We start from the raw sequence: 23,473 nt of genomic DNA on the forward strand, positions 1-23,473 counted from the left end.
CAATCGAGTGTGGGAGTGGCTTGCCCCACGAAGAGGCCAGGGAATCCAGTACACAGCCGACAGGCTTACTTCAGCGCCGCCGCCAACGGCAACCGCGCCATGTGTGTCGCCTTCAGTGAGCCCAGGTACAGCCAGTCGCCGTACTCGCGAGCCGTGGTGATCGGCGAGTAATTGCCTTCACTGGAATCCTGCAGATTGGCGACGACTTTGCCGTCCGTATCCAGGCCGAGCACAAAGCCACGCCGCTCGATCGGCTTGGGCAGTACGGTCATCGCCCGTACCAGCATCTTGCGTACGAAGGGGTGTCCGGCGGTGCGATCAAGGATGGGATTGCGCGGCGTGTACAGCGCGATCCAGAACCGCTCGCGACCGTTGAACGCGAGGTTGTCAGGCATGCCCGGCAGGTTGTCGATGAACAGGTCGTGGGTGCCGGCCTTCGGCCCGCTCAGCCAATAACGACTGATGCGGTAGGCGCCGGTTTCGTTGACCAGCACGTAAGTGTCATCAGGCCCGAGGGTCACGCCGTTGGCGAATTGCAGGTGATCCAGCAGCACCGTGGTTTTCCCGGTCTGAAAGTCGTAGCGCAACAGACGCCCGTCGCCACCATGTTCGACGATCGCCTCAAAATCATGGCCGTAACCCCAGCGGCTCGACGCATCGCTGAAGTAGGCGTAATGCCCGGATTTGTCGATGGCGACATCATCGGTGAAACCGAACGGCAAACCGTTGGCTTCGGTGGTCAGCGGAATCAGCCGTCCCTGGGCATCGAGAGACAGCAGCCCTTTCACCCCATCGGCAATCACCAGCAAACCGTTCGGATGCCGCGCCAGTCCCAGCGGACGCCCGCCAGTATCGGCCAGCACCTTGCGCTGCTGGCCGTCGAGGCTGCTCTGGATCAGGCGCCCGTCATGCAAACCGGTGATCAGCAAATCGTTTTCCAGCAGCAGCGCTTCGGGGCCTTCGATGTCGCTTGGCCCCACCTTGACCGCTGCCTTGAGCCGTTGATTGTCTGCGTAGACGCCCTCGCTCAGCGACGGCGCCGGTTGCGGCGTCCAGGCAACCGGCTCGACCCGGGTCGGCATCAGCAACAGAAATCCCAGTACGATCACCAGCAGCAAAACCCCGTGGCGCAGCTTCATGCGCTGGCCCGCGCGAGCGTCAGATGTTCGATGGCCCGGTCACGCAGGGCCAGCATCGACGCCGCTGACTCCCGGTCGATACGCCGCTTGAGCAGCAGTTGATTGGCCAGGCGCATGCCCAGACTGTCGAAACGGTAATCCAGGGTACGAACGAAACGCGTGCCATTGCCCTCGGCCGAGCATTCGTAGGTCAACAGCAGCGACAGGCCATGATCACCCTGAGCCCGCGCGCACCAGCGCCGCCCCGGCAGGTATTCGCTGACCTCCCAGCTCAGATGACCGTCACGGCCGCCGACACGAATGTCCTCCTCGAAGCGCGACCCGGCATGCAACGGGCCGGCGGGGCCGTCGATCTTCAGCGACGACGGATGCCACTGCGGCCAGCGGCTGACGCTGGCGGCGTAGGCGAGGATGGCAATCGGGTCGCCAGCGATGTCGATCTGGTGCTGCATGCGGGTCATGGGCGTTCTCGAATGGCTCAGGGGCGTGGGCTGCGGTTCCCAATAAAGGGTGCCGAACAGGTAGTCCATCAACGGCAGGACGATATTGAAATTGCGTTCCTGCATGCGCTCGCGGCGATGATGCAACTCGTGCAGGCGGCGCATCTGGCTGATCCATGGCAGACGGGTCAGCGGGTTGGCCGGCGGCAGATGCTCCATGGCGTGAAACACTTCATAGGTCAGGTAACCCAGGACCATGCAGCCACCGAACAGCCCGGCGACGTTGGCATTGATCTGCGCGACCAGCCACCACAGCGGCAGGGTGATGACCAGCGTATGCAGGACGATCAGCCACGCCGGGAACAGGATCACGCGCCAGTCGCGGGCGCTGTCGTAGGTCATGTGGCCGGGGGTGAAAAAGCTGTGATGGTCGCCGGCATGGCGGGCGTAGAACATTTTCGCGAAGCTTTTCTTGTGATGCCCCAGATGCCGGTGCACCACGTACACGGCGAAGTTGAAGAACAGCAGCGTCAGCGGCACCGTCAGCCATTCCAGCGCCTGCACCTGATGCACGCCGCTCCAGAACGCACCGATCGCCAGCACGCCGAACAGCAGCACAAACGCACCGTGCAGCCACGGGTTGTACAGCGGATGAATCGCCGCGCGATAGCGGCTGCGGAATGCCTCGGTGGTCTGCCTCACTGCGGTCACCTGTGGAATTGTTGTTATTCCAGCAGATTAGCCGATCCCGCCGCTCAGGCTTGATGTCACAAATGCCATGATCCGGTGTAAAGCGACCGGGGCGTTGAGGCTCAGCTCAACGGATTCCAGCGTTGCGACCAGTCGTCATCGTCCTTGATCACGTCGCGCAGCAGGTCGAATGCGTGCTGCAGGGTGGCCGAGTCGCGATCCCGGGAGTAGACGAGGTAAGTCGGGTAGCCGAATTCCGGGGCCTTGGTCACGGTTTCCAGAGCGCCGCTTTCAAGATAGGTGCGAACGACACGGGTGCGGAAATAGCCGCTGCCGCCGTTTTCCAGAATGTATTGCAGGGCCAGCGGGCCGAGGTTGAAGCTCAAGGCAGCCTTGGCTTTCGCCGGCAGGGCGGCGTCGTGCTGGCGACGGAAATCCGAACCCCAGTCGATGTAGACATAGGGATCGGGTTGTCCGGGCGTTCTGACCAGAATCAGCTTCTCTTCGAGGACTTGCTCGACCTGCAACCCCGGCCAGTATTCCGGTTGATAGACCAGCGCGGCGTCAAGCACGCCGAGTTCAAGCTGGCGCAGCAGATTTTCGCTGTCGCGCACCTCCATGCGCAGGGCATGACTGGGGATGGCTTCACTGAGTTTGGCGGCCCAGCGCAGCATCAACGGGTTGCACAGACTGACTTCGCCGCCGATGTGCAGCACATCGCGATACCCCTCGGGCAGCGGCAGGTCGCGGCGGGCGGCCTCCCAGGTCTGCACCAGTTGGTTGGCATAGACCACGAACGCTTCGCCATTGGGTGTCAGCTTGGCGCCGGCGCGATTGCGCACGAACAGGGTGCTGCCCAATTGGCTCTCGAGCTTCTGTACCCGCGCGGTGATGGCAGTTTGCGTGACGAACAACTTCTGCGCCGCCGCCGCGAGGCTGCCGTGGCGAACGATTTCCAGAAAGGTACGGGCGAGGTCGATGTCCATGGGCGGGCCACTGCTTGAGGTGCGCGCATTGTAAGGGCAGCTTCGGGATCACGTCATCGTTCAAAAAGCCCCGCACCCTTCCTTTCTCCCGGAGGGAGAGGGGAAGGGCAGACACCACCGATCAGCCCGCCAGTTCGACGTCACGCACCCGCGCCCATTCCGCGATCAACCGTGCCGGAGTCCCGCAAACCTTGCGCTTGTACACGAAATGGCGGCACTTCTCGGCAAACTGATTGCGGTTGTACAGCATGTCCTCCTGCATCTCCTGCAACTCGGTGTCCCGGCATTGCCCGATCAGCACATGATCGACCCGCAACTTGCGCTCGCGCACGGCGGCGTAGGTCGGGTCGCCCAGAACACCGTTGGCCCGTTGCAGCAGCCACAGGGCGAACTCGTCCGGGCAGCGTGGCCCGAGCTCCTGAACCATGCCCAGTTGCAACGCCTGGCGGGCGCTGACCGGCAGGCAGGCCTGGGTCAATTGCTCGGCCATGGCCGGGCCGACCGCCCGGGGCAGGCTGTAGGTCCAGTATTCCGAACCGTACAGCCCCATGCTTTTGTAATGTGGATTGAGCACCACGTCGGCCCGGGCAAACACAATGTCGGCCGCCAGCGCCAGCATCACCCCGCCGGCACCGGCATTGCCGGTGATACCGCTGACGACCAGTTGCCGGGCACTGAGCAGTTCTGTGCAGACGTCGTCGATGGCCTGGATATTGGCCCAGGCTTCGGCGCCCGGATCCTCGGCGGCCTGAATCACGTTCAGATGCACGCCGTTGGAAAAACTCCCGCGTCCGCCCTTGATCAGCAGCACCTGAGTGTCGCGGGCCTTGGCCCAACGCAGGGCTTCGACCATTCGCCCGCATTGCTCGGTGCTCATGGCGCCGTTGTAGAACTCGAAGGTCAGTTCACCGACATGCCCGGATTCGCGGTAACGGATCGGTTGATAGGCCTCCTCGCAGAACGGCGTACGGGCGAGCGACCAGTCCAGCACCGGCAGCCCCGCCAGTTGCCCGGCAAGCACATGCCGCGCCGGGCGTTTGAAGGTTTCCTCGCCGGGCTGCGGTTTGCGCCGTAGCGAGCCGATCCACAGGCTGTGATCGCCGGTCGCTACCAGAATCGCATCGTCATGCACGGCGAGGATTTCCCCCGGCCTGCCGGTGCGCTCGTCCGGGTGTGCGTCGTACACGTAGTACTGCCCGCCGGCCAGACTCGCAAGGACGCCGGGCTGACCGTCCGCCGCATCGATGCAGCGCTTGATGAAGCGTGAGCAGTCATGCCAGCTGAAACTGCGATCGTCCTGCTTCATGTTCGGCTGCAAGCGCCCGCGTACTTTCGGATCGTTGTAATCGAGCGCTACCGGGACGAAACCGTCGATGAATTTCTCCACCACTTCGCGGATGCAGCGAATCGCCGCATCGCTGACCCGGCCGTTGTACAGCTCGGACTTGCGCAGCCCCGCCGGCAGATTGAATTCGCAGGTGGCCCACACCGGGCCGGCGTCCATTTCTTCCACCGCTTGCAGGGCGGTGACGCCCCACGACGGCAGCTCACGGGTGATCGCCCAATCCAGTGCGCTGGCGCCGCGATCACCAACGATGCCGGGGTGGATGATCACCACCGGGCGTTGCGGATGGCGCCACAGCGCCTCGGGTACGCGATCCTTGAGGAACGGGCAGATCACCAGATCCGCGCCGCTGTTTTCGATCTGTTCGCACACGGCGGTTTCGTCGGTGAACAGCACCACGCTGGGCGAATGCCCGGCCTCGCGCAGCTCCAGCCAGGCGCGTTGCGTCAGGCCGTTGAACGCCGATGCCAGCAGAATGATGTTGAGTGGTCGCATGCTTGCTCTTCCTTGAGGTGCTTTTCCTTGATGGGGACAGCCGCAGGCTCCCGGGGAGCCGTCCGTGGCTTTCGATGGAAGCGCAAGGGTAGAGAGTGTCGTCGACCGTGCCAGTGACCGAGATCAACGTTGTGTCAGCCAATGTTTCTGCGGCGACCAAGGGGCTTTTTTGCGGCTTTTTTGTTCGGAAAACCCATGGGCGTCCTACGGAAAGTGGAGATTTTTGCTCCTGGGGCGGGATATTTCCGACGACATTTTAGGGTTGGCCGTCGGAAGTGCGGTCGATAGCATCGGTCGTGACATGAAGTCACTGAGCGGCGTAAGCGCTCGGAGCCCTGACAACGGATGGATTATGCGAACCCTACCTATCGAGAACGAAACGACCTTTTATTCTCCTCGCCAATCCTGGCGCGATGACCGTGCCAGATGTCCCATGGAGGGCGATGCGATGCCACCAGCAAAAGCGCCCCGGCTCTCGGGGCTGAAGAGGGTCGAAGGCAAACCTGTCGAGGTACTGCTGCACGGCCGGCAATGGGACGAGGACCCGATGTATATCGTTCACTACACGCAGCAGGGCTTTGACCTGCGGGACGTGGCCAACATGATTTCGACCTCCGAGCTGTACCGGGAAAACGAGCTTGTCCAGCTCATCACCGGCAAGTCCGTCCCCACCGTGCGGCGTCTGCTCAAGGAGGTGAAGCCGACTCGCCTCAGCCGGCAACAGAGCATGATCGCTTTCCAGTACGCACAGGCGCTGGAGCTGGCCGTCCACGTACTTCACGATCAGGAGCGGGCCGAGGCATGGTTGAACAAGGCGACCAAGTGGCTGAATGGCTACAGGCCGGTGGAACTGATCGAGAATCCGCTCGGATATAAAATGGTGGATGAGTGTCTGAACCGGATCAAATACGGGGTTTATCAATGAACCCGCTGCCCTGGGATGAGCGCTGGTACGCGTGGCGGCTGGACCCCGAGGTGTATCGGTGTACCCTGGGACAGCGGTATCGGTTCGGAACTCATGGGTGGGCGATGGAACCGACCTGGCCGGCGCGTCGTTTATGCGTCGGTCGATCCGTCCACGGCCATACTGGAGGTTGCGGCGCATGGCAGTTTTGATGCACTGGATAGAGAGCCCCATGTGCTGACGTGCTTTGAGGTGACCAACGCCGCTCAGGTCAAGATCGTCCAGCCGGAAGAGATGCCGAACCCGAACTGGCTGATCCCCGCGCAACCGTCGCCCAATCAGCAACATTTTGCCGATGCGTTGCTGGCCGAGCATCCGTTTGTGCTCGTTCCTTCGGCGGCAACCCGCCATTCGTGGAATTTGCTGGTGAGCTGCGAACTGGCGGAGGGACAGTTCAGGCTGGTGTCGCAAGAGCGCTTCGGCTTGGACACGCGGTTGCTGAAAGAACTGGCATTGGCCTGATCGGTCCCAATGGTTTCCTGCATCACCTGCGCACCGCTAAAGCTTGATCTGCTCCTGAAACGACAAATCCCGCCACGGGGGCGGGATTTGTTTTTCGCTGACCGGAGTCTTACGAAGGGAACAGCTCGGACAGTTTCATGGCCAGCATCATGTCGCCTTCAGCGCGCAGTTTGCCGCCCATGAATGCCTGCATGCCGTCGGTCGAACCGTCGACGATGCCTTCCAGGGTTTCGCCGTCCATCACCAGAGTGACCTGGGCGTCCGGGTTCTCGCCTTCTTTCAGTTCGCAGGTGCTGTCCTTGACGATCAGCGAGAAGTTCTTGGTGTCGTCGATGCGGAAACCGAAGACCAGATCCAGACCGGCAGCAGCGGCTGGGTTGAACTTGGCTTTCATTGCTTGTACGGCATCAGCTACGGAGGTCATGGTTCGATCCTTTTTGGTTGATTGCAGCAGGGTCACAGTAATCCGGACTCAGCGGAAGGTGATGAGTTCCGGGGCCTTCAGCAGTTGCAGATGCGCATGACTGTTGAAGGAAGCCAGAGCCACCTCGCGACCGCGAAACTTCAGCTGGTTGAGCGAGGTGTTGACGATTTGCCAGTTCAGTTCAAAAGCCTGTCGGGCAGGCACTTGGGTAATCAGGTGGAGCAGGGCGGTGATGGTGCCGCCAGAGGTGAATACCGCGATTTTCTGGGTGTTGTCGGCTTGTTCGAGGATGCGTTGCAGTCCGCCCTGGACTCGTTCGACGAACCCCAGCCAGCTCTCCAGGCCCGGTGTGTCGTAGGTGCCGGCCAGCCAGCGCTCGATGATCAGGGCGAAAATACGCTGGAACTCGCCACGGTTCTGTGCGGCGTTGCGCAGGATCTCGAGGGCTTCGGGTTCGTCCGGGAGCATGGCCGGGAGCAGGGCGCGGATCACCGCGTCGGCGTCGAACTCGTTGAAGGCGGAATCGATTTCCAGGGGTGGCACCGGCAGGCCGACGGCGGCGAACTGCTCCAGCGCGCTGTTGGCGGTGTGCTGCTGGCGACGCAGATCACCGGACAGGCAGCGATCGAAGCTGATTCCCAGCTCGGCGAGGTGCCGACCAAGGATTTCCGCCTGACGCACACCGGTGGGGGACAGGACGTCGTAGTCGTCTGCACCGAAGGAGGCCTGGCCATGTCGAATCAAGTAGATGCTGCCCACGTCCGCGTCATCCCGGTACGTTGAAGGTTGAGGCGAGGTTATGGGGATGCAGGTGAGCTGTCAATGAAAAAACATACGCTTGTTTGAAATGCCCGTTACAGGCCTGTTTCCAGAGGTTTCACGGCTGGCCGATGAAGCAGCGCATGGGTATGCTGGACGTTATCCCGCGCGTGTTACACATCGGCGCATCGATTGAAGGAGTCCTCGTGGAGTTTTTGACTGAATACGCCAGCTTCCTGGCCAAGACCGTGACACTGGTCATCGCCATCCTGGTGGTGCTGGCCAGTTTTGCTGCGTTGCGCAGCAAGGGCCGCCGCAAGTCGGCCGGCCAGTTGCAGGTCAGCAAGCTCAATGATTTCTATAAAGGCTTGCGTGAGCGCCTGGAGCAGACCTTGCTCGACAAGGACCAGCTCAAGGCCCTGCGCAAGGGCCAGGCCAAATCCGAGAAGAAACAGAAGAAGCAACCCGAGACCAAACCACGAGTGTTCGTGCTGGACTTCGACGGCGACATCAAGGCCTCGGCCACCGAAAGCCTGCGTCATGAAATCACCGCGCTGCTGACCCTCGCCACGCCGAAGGACGAAGTGGTGCTGCGTCTGGAGAGCGGCGGAGGCATGGTTCACAGCTATGGCCTGGCGTCGTCGCAACTGGCGCGTATCCGTGAAGCGGGCGTGCCGTTGACCATTTGCATCGACAAGGTCGCGGCCAGCGGCGGCTACATGATGGCGTGCATCGGCGAGAAGATCATCAGCGCCCCCTTCGCGATTCTCGGCTCCATCGGCGTGGTCGCGCAGTTGCCCAACGTCAACCGCCTGCTGAAAAAACACGACATCGATTTCGAAGTGCTGACCGCCGGCGAGTACAAGCGCACCCTGACCGTGTTCGGCGAAAACACCGAGAAAGGCCGGGAGAAGTTCCAGGAAGACCTGGATATCACTCACCAACTGTTCAAGAACTTCGTGGCCCGCTATCGCCCGCAACTGGCGATAGATGAAGTGGCGACCGGCGAGGTCTGGCTCGGCATCGCCGCGCTGGACAAGCAGCTGGTGGACGAACTCAAGACCAGCGACGAGTACCTGGCCGAGCGCGCCAAACAGTCCGAGCTTTATCACGTGCATTACGCCGAACGTAAGAGCCTGCAGGAACGTATCGGCATGGCCGCCAGCGGTTCGGTGGATCGCGTGCTGTTGAACTGGTGGAGTCGCCTGACCCAACAGCGTTTCTGGTAAGTCCTGTCAGGAGTTCTGTTTGCAATACCGCAAACAGAACTCCATGCACTTTAAAAAGTGCGGTAAATAGATACTTCAACGTTTCATATTGTTGATATCTGAATTTAAGTAACGATCAGCTATTCGCGCTTTTTTCGGAAAAATTTCAACCTTAAGCTGTGTGTTCTTAACAGCAAGAAGGTTGTTTTTACATGGAAGTTGAAAAAAACAATACCGCCGTGCTTGGAATGACACCGGCCCAGCAAGGTGTATTTTTCGATCTGCTGAAAAAGCAGATACCCGCGTGGATGCTCCAGGCACCAGAAGATGTGCGTACCGCGCTGTATAAAAGCCTGAAGTCCAGTTATCAATCGCGAAGCACCGTGCTTGATGAGTTGCGCGCCTTCAAGTCACCAGAAAAATTCTGTGCGCCGTTGCTGGCCCAGGCCTTGTCAGCCAAGTTGGTTGAGTCTGTGCAGGTTGAAGGCGTGGTTTTCCAGCATGTGCGTTCGGCCTCCAGCCTGCTCGGGCTGCGCAAGAAACTGGTGTTGCCGATCGCCAGGGATCTGTTGACGGCGGCCTGTGAAAACTTTGAAGCCAGCGAGACTGGCGCCGGCAACTATCACGAACGATCGCTGATATACATTCCGGATCGTATTACGGGTCGTGGCAATAAACTTCTCCCGATCGAACCCCATGAGTTTGCGCAATTGTGCCGCGCACTGGATCTGGGGAAAAGTTACCAGAATCACCTCGCTGCACTGTTTGGCAGTAAAAGCCAGGTTGGAAGTTTGCGGGAGAAATCCATTGCCTGTGCGAAAGATCAGTTTGAAGTTGAAAGGCATCTCGCCTACATGCAGAAGCATATAAGCGAAGATGTTTACAAGATGTTGAAGTCCGTCAGCGAGAACAAGTCGTCGATAACCCTGGGTAAAAACTCGCTGGGTTATCAGCGTCTGGAAATGCTCGATATCAAACTCCACGGCCCGATGTTCGTCGGCCCTGTCACCGAACACAAGGATGGTGACTTCCGTTGCGTCGTCTACCTGCCGGGCGATCCGCTGCATCCATTGAAGGAGTACGCCTCGTTCTCCCAGTTCGAGGTGGAACTGAGCAGACGCCTGCGAACGCCTGAGTTCCGCACGTTTTTCATGCGGTACATCAAACTGAAGGACCGGGCCACGTTTCTCTCCAATCTTGACCAACGCCTGATAACCGTCAGACACCCCAGCCTGCACAAGGAGTCGGTGTATGTGCAGATCAGTGGCTTCGATCTGGACACCGAGAACAAATACGATGTGTTTCTGGCGATGTTTCAGCATCACGCCGAGCAGGTGCTGGCCAACGCGCGTTTGCTGGTGGTGCCGACTGACGATGAGGACGAAAAAAGCCGACTGGCGAGGCTCGAAACCTACCAGACCATCGGCTTCAACGCGGTGCTGTTCTTTGCTTCATTCGTTCCGGTGGTGGGCGAAATCATGTTCGCCGTGGCCGGTATCCAATTGCTCTCGACGGTGTATGAGGGTATCGCCAGTTGGGCCGCGGGGGAGCAGGAACAGGCCACGGACTATTTGTTCGATACGCTCGAAAACCTGGTCCTGATGGCGGCGCTGGGAGTCACCGGCAAAGCGGCCAGCGGCACCTACAAGGCGATCATGGCGAGCGATTTTGTCCTGCGCTTGCGTGAGGTGCCGATTTCACCCGGGGCGATGCGTTTATGGAAAAGCGACCTCTCGGCTTATCGTGAGCCTCAAATCATCCCCCGTGGGATCCGGGTGGACGAGCAGGGGCTGGTCTCACAGAAAAACAATCGCTACCTGCGCATCGGCGCGGACAACTTTGCCGTGCAACCCAGACAGCAAACCGATGTGTGGGAAGTCCAGCCTCCGCAACAGACTGGCAGCTATTTGCCGGTACTCGAAACCAACGGCGCCGGGGCATGGCGACATGATTCCGAGTTGCCCCAGGAATGGAATCTGCTGACCTTGTTCCGACGTCTGGGCTATCGCGAGGAAGAGGTGTCGGATGGGCAGGCCTTGCAGGTGTTGGCCGCCATCGGTGTCGATGAAAACCAGTTGCATCGTCTGTTTGTCGACCGGCGAAAACCGATGGCAACTCTGGTCGACACGGTCCGGCGATTTCGCGCCGATGCTGCCGTCGAGCAGTTCATGCAAGCGCTGGGTGAAACCACATCCGCCCCCATGGCCGATGCCGATCTGCAGTTGTTTTTGCTGACTTCCGCCAGCAACTGGCCGAAAGATCTTGCCGTGAGCGTCGTCAGCGCCCTGGGTAACGAGATCACCCGCTACGGTCCGGCCAAGGCTTCGCGGCCTTTGAAGATTGCTCAGGATCTTTTGCACAAGGGGCAGTTCTATCCGGTGCTCCTGGCGGGCCTTGATAACCCGCAGCGCACGCTGCTACTGGGTACGGCGTCGAATGAACAGGCCAGCCAGATTTCCCGTCTCACGCAATTGCTCGCCAGGCAGGCCGGGCGCTCGCGTCTGGCGCTGTTCAACCGACTGGACCTGCGTACCGACATTGCCAGGCAGTCGATGGCCGCCCCGGTGCGCAAGGCGTTTGCCGGGTTGCCGGGTGCGGTGGTCGACGAACTGGCACTCAATGCCGATGCCAGCGAGTGGCTGGAGCTTGAGGACGACAAGCTGCCGCTGCGCCTTGCCGAAGAGGCGCGACGCTATCAGCAAGTGGTGAACCTGAACCGTGTCTACGAAGGCCTGTACCTGGATGGGGCCAGTGACCTGAGCACCGATATGGTGGTGCTCGATACCCTGGGTAATCTGCCAGGATGGCCGCAGGATGTGTTTATCGAAATCACCGAGTGGGCAGTGCCGTCCGAGGACAAGGCCAGACTTGGCCCGGCCGATGCCCGCTACAAAGTGTTCATCGAGGCGTTCGAGGATCGTTATCAAGCGGTCGATGCCGACGAGAAGGTGCTGGCGAAACACTCCTCACGCACCCGCGCGAATTATTTTCAGACCCTGTGGCAAAGCCTGCCTGAACATGCGCGAAAGGCGCTGGGCGTCGAGGCGGACGACGCGGGTGTCGGTTTGCGCGAGAAGATCACTGCACTGGCCCTGCAACGACGTGAGCTCGTTGCGCGACTGGTGAGTAAGGCGTCTCTGCGCGTAGGCTACCGCTCGCCCATGGGCCTGGCTGATCCACGAGTCGTGCGTCTGGTGAGTCTGAGCCAATCGGCACCGGTTGCCCAAGTGGCGCGGTCAGCGGCGCTGGCTCGACGGGCGCGGGAGCTTTACCCCTTGCAGTCGCCTGCGCAGATTGAAAGCTTTCTGACGTCCCTGGGCAGCGATGACGTGGTGGCAATCCGCACCCTTGAAGGCCTCAGGCAGCAATACCTGACGATACGCAACACACTGGAGCGCTGGGTGCACCGTGAAACCCACTACCAGACAGGGGACGGCCCACGCCTAACGGTGCCCGCGCACAACAAGGCGCGGGCAGCCCAGGCCATCCTGCGGGCCTGGCGCAGGGAGTCGGGAACCGCCGGGCACCCTTCGGAAATGCTCGACAACCTGACCTTCGACGCACAGCCGCTGGGTGAACTGCCGGCGCTCGTCGGTGACTTCCGACACATTGGCGTGCTGGAGATGGACAACGTCGGCGCCAGCGCCGGGCTGAACACGTTTTTGCACAACTTTCCCAACCTGCACTCGCTGAGCCTGACCGGCAACGGCCTGACCCGTGTGCCCCAGGCGATCGACGCGATGTCGCGCCTGACCCATCTGGACCTGAGCAACAACCAGATTTTCCTTACGGCCGAGGCGGCGGTGTCGCTGGGTGCCAAGGATCATCTGCAATGGCTCAATCTGAGCTTCAATCCTTCGCTGGGGCGGATGCCGACGGTCTCGGCGATGCGCAAGCTGCAGCACCTTGCCCTGCGCGGCACCGGTATCAGCGAGTGGCCCGAAGGGCTCGACGAACTGCTGGAGCTGCAAACCCTGGACTTGCGCGACAACCTGATCGAGACCCTTCCAGAGGCCGTCTTCAAGGCTCGACAGGCGCTGAATCATGGCACTAACGTCGATGGCAACCCGCTGTCTGCCACCAGTCTGGCGGCGATTGCCGATTACCAGCAGGCCGAGGGCGCCAGCCTTGGCGTGATCACCGCCGACTACATCGATCCGCCTGTCGCTGCGTCGGGTTCCGACGCACGCGGCGCCCATTGGGTGTCCGGTCTGTCGCTCGATGACGTGGTGCAAATGCAGGCAACCTGGGCATCGCTGTCGGCCTATCCGAATTCCCGGGATTTCTTTCTGGTCCTTGAACAGTTGCGCAATACCGCCGATTACACCCGCCAGCACAGGCTATTGGCCGCGCGAGTGTGGAATGTGTTGCAGGCAGCTGCAGAAGACGACAGCTTGCGCAGCGCACTGTTTCGCATGGCCCGGATCGGCCGGGTCAGTGCCAATGAGCCATCGGGATTGTTTAGTGATCTGGAAGTCAGGGTGCTGTGCTATCGGGCCACAGAAGCGGCGCGTACCGGCGTCCAGTCCCTGGAGGGAGAACTGGTGCGACTGCTGCGTGGGCTGTTCCGTCTGCAGGAGGTGCAGAAACAAGCGATGATCGACATCGGCATTCGCGTGCTCGACGACTCGATCACCCGCCAACAGGCGCTGGAGCTGAGCCTGAGTTACCGGGTCAGGCTGGCGCAACGCCTGGATCTGCCGGCCCAGCCCCGGGCGATCAACGTGCAACTGGATGTCGAGGTCACCGAGCAACAGTTGGACAAGGCTTACAAGGAAGTGGCGAAGGCGGAAAACTCACCTGCGTTGCTGGAGTCGATCAATGCGCAGTCGTTCTGGTCCGATTACCTGAATACGACCTATCGCGGGCAATTTGTGGCCGTGCTGGCGCGTTCTGCCGATGCGCTGGCTGAGCTGGAGGCACAGGCTGATTTGTCGCGCGCAGCGGCGACGCAGCGGATGATGGCGATTTTTGAAAACTATCGGAACGAGAACCTGCAGTTGCGCAAACAGTTGACGCAACAGGCGCTGGCGCGCCATCCGGGCCTGGCGATGCCCGCTGCACCGACGCCGGGGCGGCTGACGAAGGGCTGAGGTGAAGGCGAAAAAAAACCTGAGTCCGGGCAACCGGACTCAGGTTTTTTTGTATCAGCGGCGACGGAACAGCGGCAGCGGTTCGTCGGTGGCGGCCTGGTAGGTCACCGAGAAGTCCTTGAGGCTTTCCAGTGCGTCGTACGGGTCTTTGTCGGCGCGCAGGGCGAAGGCATCGAAACCGCAACGGCGCATGTAGAACAGCTGGTCGCGCAGCACGTCGCCAATCGCCCGCAATTCACCTTTGAAACCGTAGCGGTCACGCAGCAGGCGCGCGTTGGAGTAGCTGCGGCCATCGGTGAACGCCGGGAAGTTCAGGGCAATGACCTGGAACTGTGCGACGTCGTCACCGATTTCCTCGGCTTCTTCATCGGCGTCCAGCCACACACCCAGGCCACCATCACGGGCCTTGAGCATGCGCCCGTGTTCGCGCCACAGCTGCAACGGGACGATGTAGTCGTCGCAGTTGCTGATCTCATCGATATTGAAATCCTTGGGCAGCAGGTGCCAGGTTTCGTCGATGACCTCGTTGTTCTTAATGATTCGCTGCATAGACGCGTTCCTTGAAGAGGTCGATGCCAATACGCTGGTAGGTGTCGATGAAACGCTCGTCTTCGGTGCGTTGTTCAACGTACACGTCGATCAGCTTGGAGATCACATCCGGCATGTCGTCCTGGGCGAAGGACGGGCCGAGGATCTTGCCCAGGCTCGCGTCACGGCTGGCGCTGCCGCCGAGGGACACCTGATAGAACTCTTCGCCTTTCTTGTCCACCCCGAGGATGCCGATGTGGCCGACGTGGTGGTGACCACAGGCGTTCATGCAGCCGGAGATGTTCAGGTCCAGCTCGCCGATGTCGAACAGGTAGTCCAGGTCGTCGAAACGGCGCTGGATCGATTCGGCGATCGGGATCGATTTGGCGTTGGCCAGGGAGCAGAAATCACCGCCAGGGCAGCAGATGATGTCGGTCAGCAGGCCGATGTTCGGCGTGGCGAAACCTTGCTCGCGCAGCTCGCCCCACAGGGTGAACAACTGGCTCTGCTCGACGTCGGCAAGAATGATGTTCTGCTCGTGGGAGGTGCGCAGTTGACCGAAGCTGTAGCGGTCGGCCAGATCGGCCACGGCGTCGAGCTGCTTGTCGGTGATGTCGCCCGGCGCAACGCCGGTCGGCTTCAGGGACAGGGTCACGGCCACGTAACCCGGCTTCTTGTGCGCCAGGGTGTTACGCACACGCCAGCGGGCGAAGCCCGGATGCTCTTTGTCGAGATCGGCCAGCGCGGCGGTCTGGTTGTCCAGCGCGCGGTAGTCCGGGTCGACGAAGTGCTTGGCGACGCGATGCACTTCGGCTTCGGTCAGGGTGGTCTGGCCGCCGCGCAGGTGTTCCATTTCGGCGTCGACTTTCTGGGCGAAGACTTCCGGAGTCAGTGCCTTGACGAGGATCTTGATCCGCGCCTTGTATTTGTTGTCGCGACGGCCATAGCGGTTGTAGACCCGCAGGATGGCGTCGAGGTAGCTCAACAGGTCCTGCCACGGCAGGAATTCGTTGATGAAGGCACCCACCACCGGGGTACGGCCCAGGCCACCGCCGACCAGCACGCGGAAACCCAGCTCGCCAGCGGCGTTGTGTACCGGCTCAAGACCGATGTCGTGGACTTCGATGGCCGCGCGGTCGGAGCTCGCACCGTTGATGGCGATCTTGAACTTGCGCGGCAGGTAGGCGAATTCCGGGTGGAACGTAGTCCATTGACGAACGATTTCGCACCATGGACGCGGGTCGATCAGCTCATCGGAGGCGACACCGGCGAACTGGTCGGTGGTGACGTTGCGCAGGCAGTTGCCGCTGGTCTGGATCGCGTGCATCTGCACGGTGGCCAGTTCGGCGAGGATGTCCGGGATGTCTTCCAGCGCCGGCCAGTTGAACTGCACGTTCTGCCGGGTACTGATGTGGGCGTAGCCCTTGTCGTAGTCGCGGGCGATCTTGGCCATCATGCGCATCTGACGCGAGGTCAGTTGGCCGTAAGGCACCGCCACCCGCAACATCGGCGCGAAACGCTGGATGTACAGGCCATTTTGCAGGCGCAGGGGGCGGAATTCTTCTTCGCTCAGCTCACCTGCCAGATAGCGTCGGGTCTGATCACGGAACTGCTTGACGCGGTCCTCGATGATCCGCTGATCGTACTCGTCGTATACGTACATATAAGTCCTGTTCTCAGGCTTGGGTCACTCGGGTGGGCACTCGCGTTTTCGCTTTGCCGGAGTCCGATATGCCTCTGCAATTCTGCGCGCACGGCCGCGCACTCCCAACGGAGCCGGGGCAATATACCCGTTTGCAGTTATGCGCAAAAGTGATGTTTGAGTATATGTAAAGAACCAAATCGCCTAACGAGAATCACTGTCAACTAACCCACATTTGTCGTGCGGACAATCATCGTCTTAACTGTGGTCGAGTCTTTCTGCAATCACCGATAAAACCGACAAGAGGCGATGCAATGAGCAACCCGACCAAAGCAAGGAAAAGCGATAGCAGCGTCGATGCCTGGGCGATTCTGTTCCTGATCATTCTGGTTGTTGGAACGGCAGTGTTCTGGGTCAGTCATCAGTAAACGACCTGTCCGGGTCCACTTCCGACATCTGTCGGACGAAAAGGGGGATCAGACGCAGAAAGCCGCTGTTTCGATGGCTATAATGCGCCGCCATTTTTTCCCTGGGCCCGGACGATTCATGCTCAAGTTCCTCCACATCGCTGTTCTGCTACTCGGCGCGGTTCTGGGAACCGGTGCGCGGGCCGAATCCGTGCTGTTTCTGAATCCAGGCTCGAGCGATGAAGCGTTCTGGGTCAGTTACTCGCAGTTCATGCAGGCGGCTGCCCGGGATCTGGGGATCGATCTGCAAATCCTCTACGCGCAGCGTCAGCCGGAGCAGACCCTGGCCCAGGCGCGAATCGCCTTGCAGGGGTCGAAGCGTCCCGACTACCTGGTGTTCGTCAACGAGCAATACGTGGCGCCGCAGATCATGCGTATGGCGAACCGGAGCGGGGTGAAGCTGTTCATCGTCAACGCCGCGCTGACGCCCAACCAGCAAAACCTGGTGGGCGAGCGTGCGGACCGGATCGGCAGCCTGGTGCCCAATGACGAGGAGGGCGGCTACTTGATGATGAAGGAGCTGATCCGTCTGCACCGGCCGGTCGCGTCCGGTGAGCGGATCGAGCTGCTGGCCTTCTCCGGATTGAAAATCACCCCGTCGGCGCAATTGCGCGAGAAAGGCATGCAACGGGCGCTCGCCGAGCATCCCGAGGTGCGTCTGCGGCAATTGGTCTACAGCGGCTGGACCCGGGAACGCGCCTATGAGCAGGCCCGGCAACTGCTGGGGCGCTATCCGGACGTTTCACTGGTGTGGTCGGCCAACGACGAGATGGCGTTCGGCGCGATGCGGGCGTTTTCCGAAGCGGGCCGGGTGCCGGGCAAGGATGTGCTGTTCAGTGCGGTCAACACTTCTTCGGCGGCGTTGCAGGCGCTGGTCGATGGCCGTTTGAGCGCATTGCTCGGTGGCCATTTCACCCTGGGTGGCTGGGCGCTGGTGGAGTTGCATGACTATGCGCAGGGTGTCGACCTGAGCCGGTATGGCGGGCGTGACCGGCAGATTCCGCTGTTGCAACTGATCGGCAAGGAGCAGGCGCGCCGGATGCTCGCCATGGGCGAGTCCCCGGATTACGGCGTGCACTTTCACAAGCTTTCGGCCAAGGGACGACCGGCTTCGTACCGTTATCCGTTCACCCTGCAGACCCTGATGCACTGACGCGTCTCAGACCCCTGCCAGATGCACCACCAGTTGGACGATGCCGAACAGCGTCAGGGCGAACACCGCCGTGAAGGCAATTCCCAGGATCACGAAATGGCTGGGCTTGCCGTGGGTGAAATCCCTTGCCCGGTTCTTGCCGCTTTGTACCCCGAACGCCGCCGCCATGACGCTGTGCAGCATCTGCCAGAAGGTTGGGGGCTTGTTGTCGACTGGATCGTCCATAAATCCCTCGTCTTGAAGTTGGCCCATTGAGCATAGCCAATCCTGCGCCCGGCGCGGAAAAGCCTTGTAAAGCGTTCGCCGCCGCGCCGATAACTATCTACCGCAATCCGGTCCGCGCCGAATGATGTGCTGACGCTCCCATTTACCGGAGCGAGAGCATGTCTGAAACACTTCTGCCTGAGCCGCCAGGCACCGAACCCCGGCGCCTGACCCGCAGCATCCACGCTGCGCGCCTCGAACAGTCCATTCCCCCCTGGCTGACGGAGGCCGCGCCATCGCAGCGCGCGGCGTTGAAAAAGGCCAGGGCGCCACTGCCGGACTGGTATCGAAAAACCACCCGAGCGCAACGCAAGGCGTTCGATGACAGTCTGGCGGCCAGCTTCAGCGCCCAGAGCCGGCTCGGCAAGACCATGGCCGGGTTGCAGGATATCCACGCCTTCGCCGAACCGTTGCTGACCAGAACCCTGAAGAACCTGTTCAATGTGGAGCTGGACGTCAATAACACCTTCCTGCATCTGATCCAGTCAGTCGACGCAGGGATCTGGAAAATCGAAATCGGCGCTTTTGAAGTGTCGAGAATGTCGTTGTTGCAGGCCGCGCTGCATAACGTTGAAGAGGCTGAATGTGAGCCGGACGCGTTCCATCGGGCGTCCGGGTTCTCGGTAAAGTCGGCGCAGTCGGGCCAGCCGGAGGCGATCAGCCCGGCAATGACGGTTAGCCAGTTCCTCAAGACCTGCCGGGTGCTGGACATCGGCGCGCTGTATCAGCAGTACCTGAAAAACTTCCTGTACCCGCAAGATCCGCAAACCCGGCAAAACCACCGCGAGCAATTCATCACCGCGCAAAAAACCGCGTTGCGTGCGGCGGCCGAGCAGGCGCTGCTGCAAAAGGACATCGAGCCTGAGGATTACGCTTCGATCCTGACGATCATTGCGGGTGAACGGCAACCCCGGCAGGGCAGCAAACACATCTGGTTCTGCGATCTCAATCTGATGCGGCACCGGTTGACGGGGTGTGTCTGGTTCGCGATCGGCGAGCCGTTCAAACGTCTGGATGAGCTGATTCTGTACATTCCCGATGACCCCCAGCATCCGTTGAAGCGCTACCGGGCCGATCAGGTAGAGCCGATGTTCAGACAGCGCTTTACCGCGCGCGACGGAGCGGTCACCGACGGCAGCCCCACGGCCTATCAGCGGTTTTTCAGTCGCTTCGTGGCGTATGCCGATCGTCCGCACTATTTCAGCCAGTTCACCCAGGATGCGCCGGACGCCTCGCTCAAGAGCAGACTGGAGCCGTGGTTGCTCACGATCAATAACCTGATCAACGGCCTCAGCCCGGTGCCAAACCTGTTTATCAATCACTTTCCGCCAGCGCCGACGCCGAGGCAGGTGCCAAACGATGACCCGTTTCTCGGCGTGAGCCACCTGCCGTTCAAGGCGCAGTCGTACTGGGACGACAACATCGACCTGTGGGATTACCTGTTCGAGCGCCATCGCGAACAGATGATCGAGGATGCGCGCCGCTATGCCGTGCCGTCGGCGGACATCGATGCCAAGGTGCGCAAGGAACTGTTCGCCAGGCTGCTCGACATCGGCATGCTGGTGCTGAATACCGTTTCAATGTTCGTGCCGGTGCTGGGTGAAGTGATGATGGCGGTGATGGTCTGTCAGTTGCTGGGAGAGTCGATCGAGGGGGTGATCGAGTGGAGCGAGGGCGACCGGCAAGCGGCCAAGGCGCACCTGCTCGATGTTGCCGAGAATCTGTTGCTGGCCGGCGTCACGGCGGGCATCGGCAAAGGCGTCTCCAAATGGCTGGCGGTGCCGGCGGAACCGGTGATCGAAGACCTGCATTCGGTGACGCGGGCCGATGGCAGCAGCCGTCTGCACAAGGCCGACCTGGCGGGTTATGAGGTCACTGGCGAGTTCATGGCCGATGCCGGGCCTGACGCCCAGGGCCGATATGAGCTGGATGACCGCTCGTACATCCGCATCGATGGGCGGGTTTACGAGCAGGTTTATGACCCGTCCCTCGACCGTTGGCGAGTCAGGCATCCCGTCGAACCGCAGGCTTATCGACCGATCCTGACCCACAACGCGGCCGGTGCCTGGCGCCATACCCTGGAGAATCCGCTGGGCTGGAGCCGTCTGAAACTGTTGCGGCGCATGGGCCATGTCACCGACGCCTGCTCCGACGAGCAATTGCTCAAGGTCGCCGATATTTGCGGCGTCAGCGACAACGCGTTGCGCAAGATGCACATGGACAATCGGCTGCCGCCGCCGGAATTGCTTGATGCGCTGCGATTGTTCGAAGCCGATCGGGATGTCACCCAGGTGATCGAGCAAGTGGTCAGCGGACACGCCATCGACGAGCGTTACCTGTACGCGGTGCCGCTGGTGACCCGACTGGAGCACTGGCCGGCCGGGCGGATTTTGCAGGTCTTTGAAAACCCGCGCATGACGGGCGTGCGTGCCGAATACGGACACGAGCGCCTGTCGGCCGATACCCCACGCAGAACCCCGATCCGCATGAGCCGGTTCGATGTGCTGAGCGGCGAATTGCCGATGCGCATTCTCGCGGCGCTGGACGAATCCGAAATCAGCACGTTGCTGGGCGCCGAAGCCGCGCAGAACCGGGGCTGGCGACCGCAAGCGCTGCGGGACCGGATCGGCGCCTTCGCCCGGAGCCGACGGCGGGGACTGTTCGACGGGTTTTATCGCAGCGCCACACTGGCCGATCCTGGGGTCGACAAATTGCGGCGGGTCTATCCGGGACTCAGCGATGCCGCCGCGCAGGACATTCTGGCCCATGCCGACGCCGAGGCCATGGCGGCCCTGAAAACCACGGCGCGGGTGCCGGGCAAGATGCTCGAGGAAGCCCGCTGGCATGCGCGACGCGGCCGCTTGACTCGCGCACTGGCTGGATTGCACATGGAAAACCTGCCATCGGCCGACACCCGGCGCGTCGCCTTGCATACCCTGAGCCGGCTGCCGGGCTGGCCGGATGATCTGTACCTGGAAATCCGCGAGGGTCATCTCGACGGGCGGTTGCTCGACAGCATCGGCAATCGAACGGCCGGGCAGCATTGCCGGGTGGTGAAGAAAGGCCCGGTGTTTCAGGCGATCAATGCGCGGGGCGAAGCGCTGAATGAGCCCGCTGCGTCCACAGACAGTTTCTATGCCGCGCTCATGCACGCCTTGCCGGTTGAGGCCCGCCAGGCGCTGGGTGTCCCTCGTGTCACACAGGGCGCCATGCTGCGCCGCGCCATCAGCGCCCACGCCACGGCGCATATCAACGACACCGCCGCGATTCTGGTGCCAACGGGCAAGGCAAAACGTCGGTTCAAGCCGCCGCAGCGGATCAGGGAGCGTCTGCTGGGTTATCCCGCCAGCGGGGCGGGCATGGTCGGTTCTTCAGGCTTGAACATGGCGCTGGTGACGCGCCTGCAGGGGCTCTATCCGCCGTTGAAGATCGCCAGGGCCAACGGCTTTCTGCTCAAGTTGCTGAGGGCCGGGAAAAGCGAAGCGCAGATTCTGCAAATGCTCGAAGAACTCGGGCAGCAATGGTTGGCGTTCGAGCAGGCGCTGGACGGCTGGGTCAGCCACGGCGGCAACTGGCAGCAGAAAAACGCGATTGCCAACAACCTGAAAAATGCCTGGCGCCGAAGACCTTTCGTGGATGAGCATCCGGCCTATGCTCAGCTGGATCTGGTCAGCGACGAGCCGTTGCCTGCGCTGTCGGCGGATTTCTCGCACATTTCCACCTTGCATCTGCGTGTGCCCGGTTCGACGGATCAGCAGATCCGCGCGTTGCTGCGCAACTTTCCCGAACTGGAACACCTCGACCTGAGCGGCAACCGGCTGACGAGCGATCCGCTTTCCCCGCACAACGCGGCGCGGCTGCGCCAACTCGATCTGTCCGACAACCTGCTGTATCGGCTGGATGTCAGCGCGATGCATCGCCTGGAAAGCCTGAATCTGAACCGCACACACTTGCAGGAGTGGCCCCGTGGCGCAGAAAGCCTTCGGCACCTGAGCTGGCTGGACTTGCGCGACAGCCGCATCCGCCAGTTGCCCGCCGAGTTACTGTCGCGCAACGAACTGCTGCTCAATACCAATTTGACGGGCGTACCGCTGACGGAGCAGGCGCGCCTGCAACTGGAACTGGCTCACCAACGCTGCGAATTCGCCCTGGGCCTGCCCGACGGCGCGCTGGCGCGGTTTTTTCGTGAGGACGTCTCTTACTACGACACCCAGCCGTTCGAAAACGGTTCGCTGCTCGCCAGCCGCTTGCTGCCGTTGCCGCCGGAGCTAGCGGCGGTTGCAGACCAGCCGTCATTCATCCAGCGCCTGCGCAGGATTGACCCCTCCCTGACCGAGGAGAGCGCAGCGGACGTCGTCCGCAGTTTGCGCAATGGCGCCACCGACGCACAGGTCAACGCGCGGATTGTCGATTGGGGCCAGCGCTTCGAGTCGATCACCCGGCAGTTGAACGGCTGGATCTTCACCCGACGTACCGGCAGCGCACTGTTTGGTGGACGCTGGCGTTCTTCGCAGGGTCGCCGCGAAGCCGCGATGCGGATGATCGAACACTGGAAAAAAGGTCTGGTGGAGGAAGTCGGTGGCGGCTCCTGGGTGCTGGACCTGTCGAACATCCACGGATTGGGGGCGCTGCCCCGACTGCCCGCCGAATTCGAGCATATCGACGCGTTGAACCTTCGCGGGTTGGCCCTGAAAGAAGCGGATCTGGCGGATTTCCTGCCGGCCTTCACGCGATTGCGCTGGATCGAGCTGGGTCTTAACAAGCTGCGTCGCCTGCCGCGAGCCATCGCCGGCATGGAGCATCTGGAGGAACTGGGGCTGTCCGGCAATCGCCTGGGCGATCTTGCGGCCATCGCCCAGGAACTGAGTCGCCTGCAACGTCTCACTTACCTGAGGCTGAACTACAACCGTGTGCGCGCGTTCAATGGCGAGGCCCTGCAAGCCTTGCCCGGATTGCAGAGGCTGGAGCTGAACTACAACCAGATCAGCCTGTTCAGCGGGCCGGTGCCTGATGGGCTGCAAAAGCTGTATCTGAACGGCAACAATCTGCGTTATTGGCCGGACGGTGTTCTGCAAGCGCGGAACCTGGAAAAACTCAGCCTGACCGGCAACCCGATCAGTGAACTTCCGCCCGAGATGTTCGATGGCAGCCATGATCTGTTGCTGGCGGGAACGCGGATGTCCGCCAATTTCCGTTTTCTGTCGAAGGACAGTCTGCTGCGGATCAAGGCTTACATGGACAGGGTGCGCGCTCACAGGGCACTGGGGATTACGCGCGATACCCTGGAGAAATGGCTCGCCGACAGCGAGTGGGGGGCGGCGGATGCCGGGTCTGAAAGTTCATCGGTCGAGGATCTGGAAAAATAGCCGGCCGGCCCTTGTGTCGCCGCAGCGGACACAAGGGCCTGTGCAAGG

14 protein-coding genes and 1 pseudogene are annotated in these 23,473 nt (G+C 61.3%); 6 read left to right on the forward strand and 9 right to left on the reverse strand.

The window, feature by feature from the left end; all coding sequences use genetic code 11:
- Positions 1–65 precede the first annotated feature (65 nt).
- The 4 genes from N8H74_RS04450 to N8H74_RS04465 all read right to left on the reverse strand — a co-directional run bounded on the left by N8H74_RS04450 (position 66) and on the right by N8H74_RS04465 (position 5,095).
- Complete coding sequence (locus tag N8H74_RS04450) at positions 66–1,139, reverse strand: SMP-30/gluconolactonase/LRE family protein (RefSeq protein WP_262146396.1); 1,074 nt, start codon at positions 1,137–1,139, stop codon at positions 66–68.
- Positions 1,136–2,281 (reverse strand): SRPBCC family protein, encoded by a 1,146-nt coding sequence (locus N8H74_RS04455; protein ID WP_262146397.1) that lies wholly within the window; start codon positions 2,279–2,281, stop codon positions 1,136–1,138. The genes N8H74_RS04450 and N8H74_RS04455 overlap by 4 nt, the downstream gene beginning before the upstream one ends.
- A gap of 110 nt (positions 2,282–2,391) precedes the next feature.
- Complete coding sequence (locus N8H74_RS04460) at positions 2,392–3,255, reverse strand: LysR family transcriptional regulator (protein ID WP_217829741.1); 864 nt, start codon at positions 3,253–3,255, stop codon at positions 2,392–2,394.
- 121 nt (positions 3,256–3,376) lie between these two features.
- Positions 3,377–5,095: a hydrogenase maturation protein gene (locus N8H74_RS04465; protein WP_262146399.1), complete on the reverse strand. Its 1,719-nt coding sequence runs from the start codon at positions 5,093–5,095 to the stop codon at positions 3,377–3,379.
- Between the two features lie 448 nt (positions 5,096–5,543).
- On the opposite strand from N8H74_RS04465, the gene N8H74_RS04470 reads away from it, so the two are divergent.
- Together N8H74_RS04470 and N8H74_RS04475 are read left to right on the forward strand one after the other, a co-directional pair.
- Complete coding sequence (locus N8H74_RS04470) at positions 5,544–6,020, forward strand: antitoxin Xre/MbcA/ParS toxin-binding domain-containing protein (RefSeq protein ID WP_262146400.1); 477 nt, start codon at positions 5,544–5,546, stop codon at positions 6,018–6,020.
- Positions 6,017–6,521, forward strand: a pseudogene (locus tag N8H74_RS04475) (RES domain-containing protein). Before N8H74_RS04470 ends, N8H74_RS04475 begins: the two are co-directional and overlap by 4 nt.
- A 109-nt stretch (positions 6,522–6,630) precedes the next feature.
- Here the strand turns inward: N8H74_RS04475 and N8H74_RS04480 are convergent.
- The gene (locus N8H74_RS04480; protein ID WP_019690779.1) at positions 6,631–6,945 is read right to left on the reverse strand and encodes an SCP2 sterol-binding domain-containing protein; all 315 of its coding nucleotides are present in this window, start codon (positions 6,943–6,945) and stop codon (positions 6,631–6,633) included.
- A gap of 48 nt (positions 6,946–6,993) precedes the next feature.
- Positions 6,994–7,704: a histidine phosphatase family protein gene (locus tag N8H74_RS04485; RefSeq protein ID WP_217829744.1), complete on the reverse strand. Its 711-nt coding sequence runs from the start codon at positions 7,702–7,704 to the stop codon at positions 6,994–6,996.
- A gap of 206 nt (positions 7,705–7,910) precedes the next feature.
- Between N8H74_RS04485 and sohB the strand changes: the two genes are divergently transcribed.
- Both sohB and N8H74_RS04495 read left to right on the forward strand, forming a co-directional pair.
- Entirely contained in the window at positions 7,911–8,933 is a 1,023-nt protein-coding gene (gene sohB, locus N8H74_RS04490; protein ID WP_262146401.1) for a protease SohB, read from the forward strand.
- A gap of 191 nt (positions 8,934–9,124) precedes the next feature.
- A complete protein-coding gene (locus N8H74_RS04495) occupies positions 9,125–14,005 on the forward strand; it encodes a DUF6543 domain-containing protein (RefSeq protein WP_262146402.1) in 4,881 nt (1,626 codons plus the stop codon).
- A 54-nt stretch (positions 14,006–14,059) separates the two neighbouring features.
- Here the strand turns inward: N8H74_RS04495 and N8H74_RS04500 are convergent, their stop codons facing one another.
- Positions 14,060–14,554 carry a DUF934 domain-containing protein gene (locus N8H74_RS04500; RefSeq protein ID WP_217829746.1) on the reverse strand — a complete coding sequence of 165 codons (495 nt, stop codon included), beginning with the start codon at positions 14,552–14,554 and terminating at the stop codon, positions 14,060–14,062.
- Positions 14,538–16,196 (reverse strand): nitrite/sulfite reductase, encoded by a 1,659-nt coding sequence (locus N8H74_RS04505; RefSeq protein ID WP_217829747.1) that lies wholly within the window; start codon positions 16,194–16,196, stop codon positions 14,538–14,540. Before N8H74_RS04505 ends, N8H74_RS04500 begins: the two co-directional genes overlap by 17 nt.
- A 525-nt stretch (positions 16,197–16,721) precedes the next feature.
- Between N8H74_RS04505 and N8H74_RS04510 the strand changes: the two genes are divergently transcribed.
- Positions 16,722–17,795 carry an ABC transporter substrate-binding protein gene (locus tag N8H74_RS04510; protein ID WP_262146403.1) on the forward strand — a complete coding sequence of 358 codons (1,074 nt, stop codon included), beginning with the start codon at positions 16,722–16,724 and terminating at the stop codon, positions 17,793–17,795.
- A 6-nt stretch (positions 17,796–17,801) separates the two neighbouring features.
- Here N8H74_RS04510 and N8H74_RS04515 read toward each other — a convergent pair whose 3' ends face one another.
- Positions 17,802–18,020, reverse strand: coding sequence for a DUF2970 domain-containing protein (locus tag N8H74_RS04515; protein WP_217829749.1), 219 nt, complete (start codon positions 18,018–18,020; stop codon positions 17,802–17,804).
- A 158-nt stretch (positions 18,021–18,178) separates the two neighbouring features.
- Between N8H74_RS04515 and N8H74_RS04520 the strand changes: the two genes are divergently transcribed.
- Positions 18,179–23,425 carry a leucine-rich repeat domain-containing protein gene (locus N8H74_RS04520; protein WP_262146404.1) on the forward strand — a complete coding sequence of 1,749 codons (5,247 nt, stop codon included), beginning with the start codon at positions 18,179–18,181 and terminating at the stop codon, positions 23,423–23,425.
- Positions 23,426–23,473: the final 48 nt, after the last annotated feature.

It is taken from the genome of Pseudomonas sp. B2M1-30, assembly GCF_025447575.1.
Lineage (GTDB): Bacteria > Pseudomonadota > Gammaproteobacteria > Pseudomonadales > Pseudomonadaceae > Aquipseudomonas > Aquipseudomonas botevensis.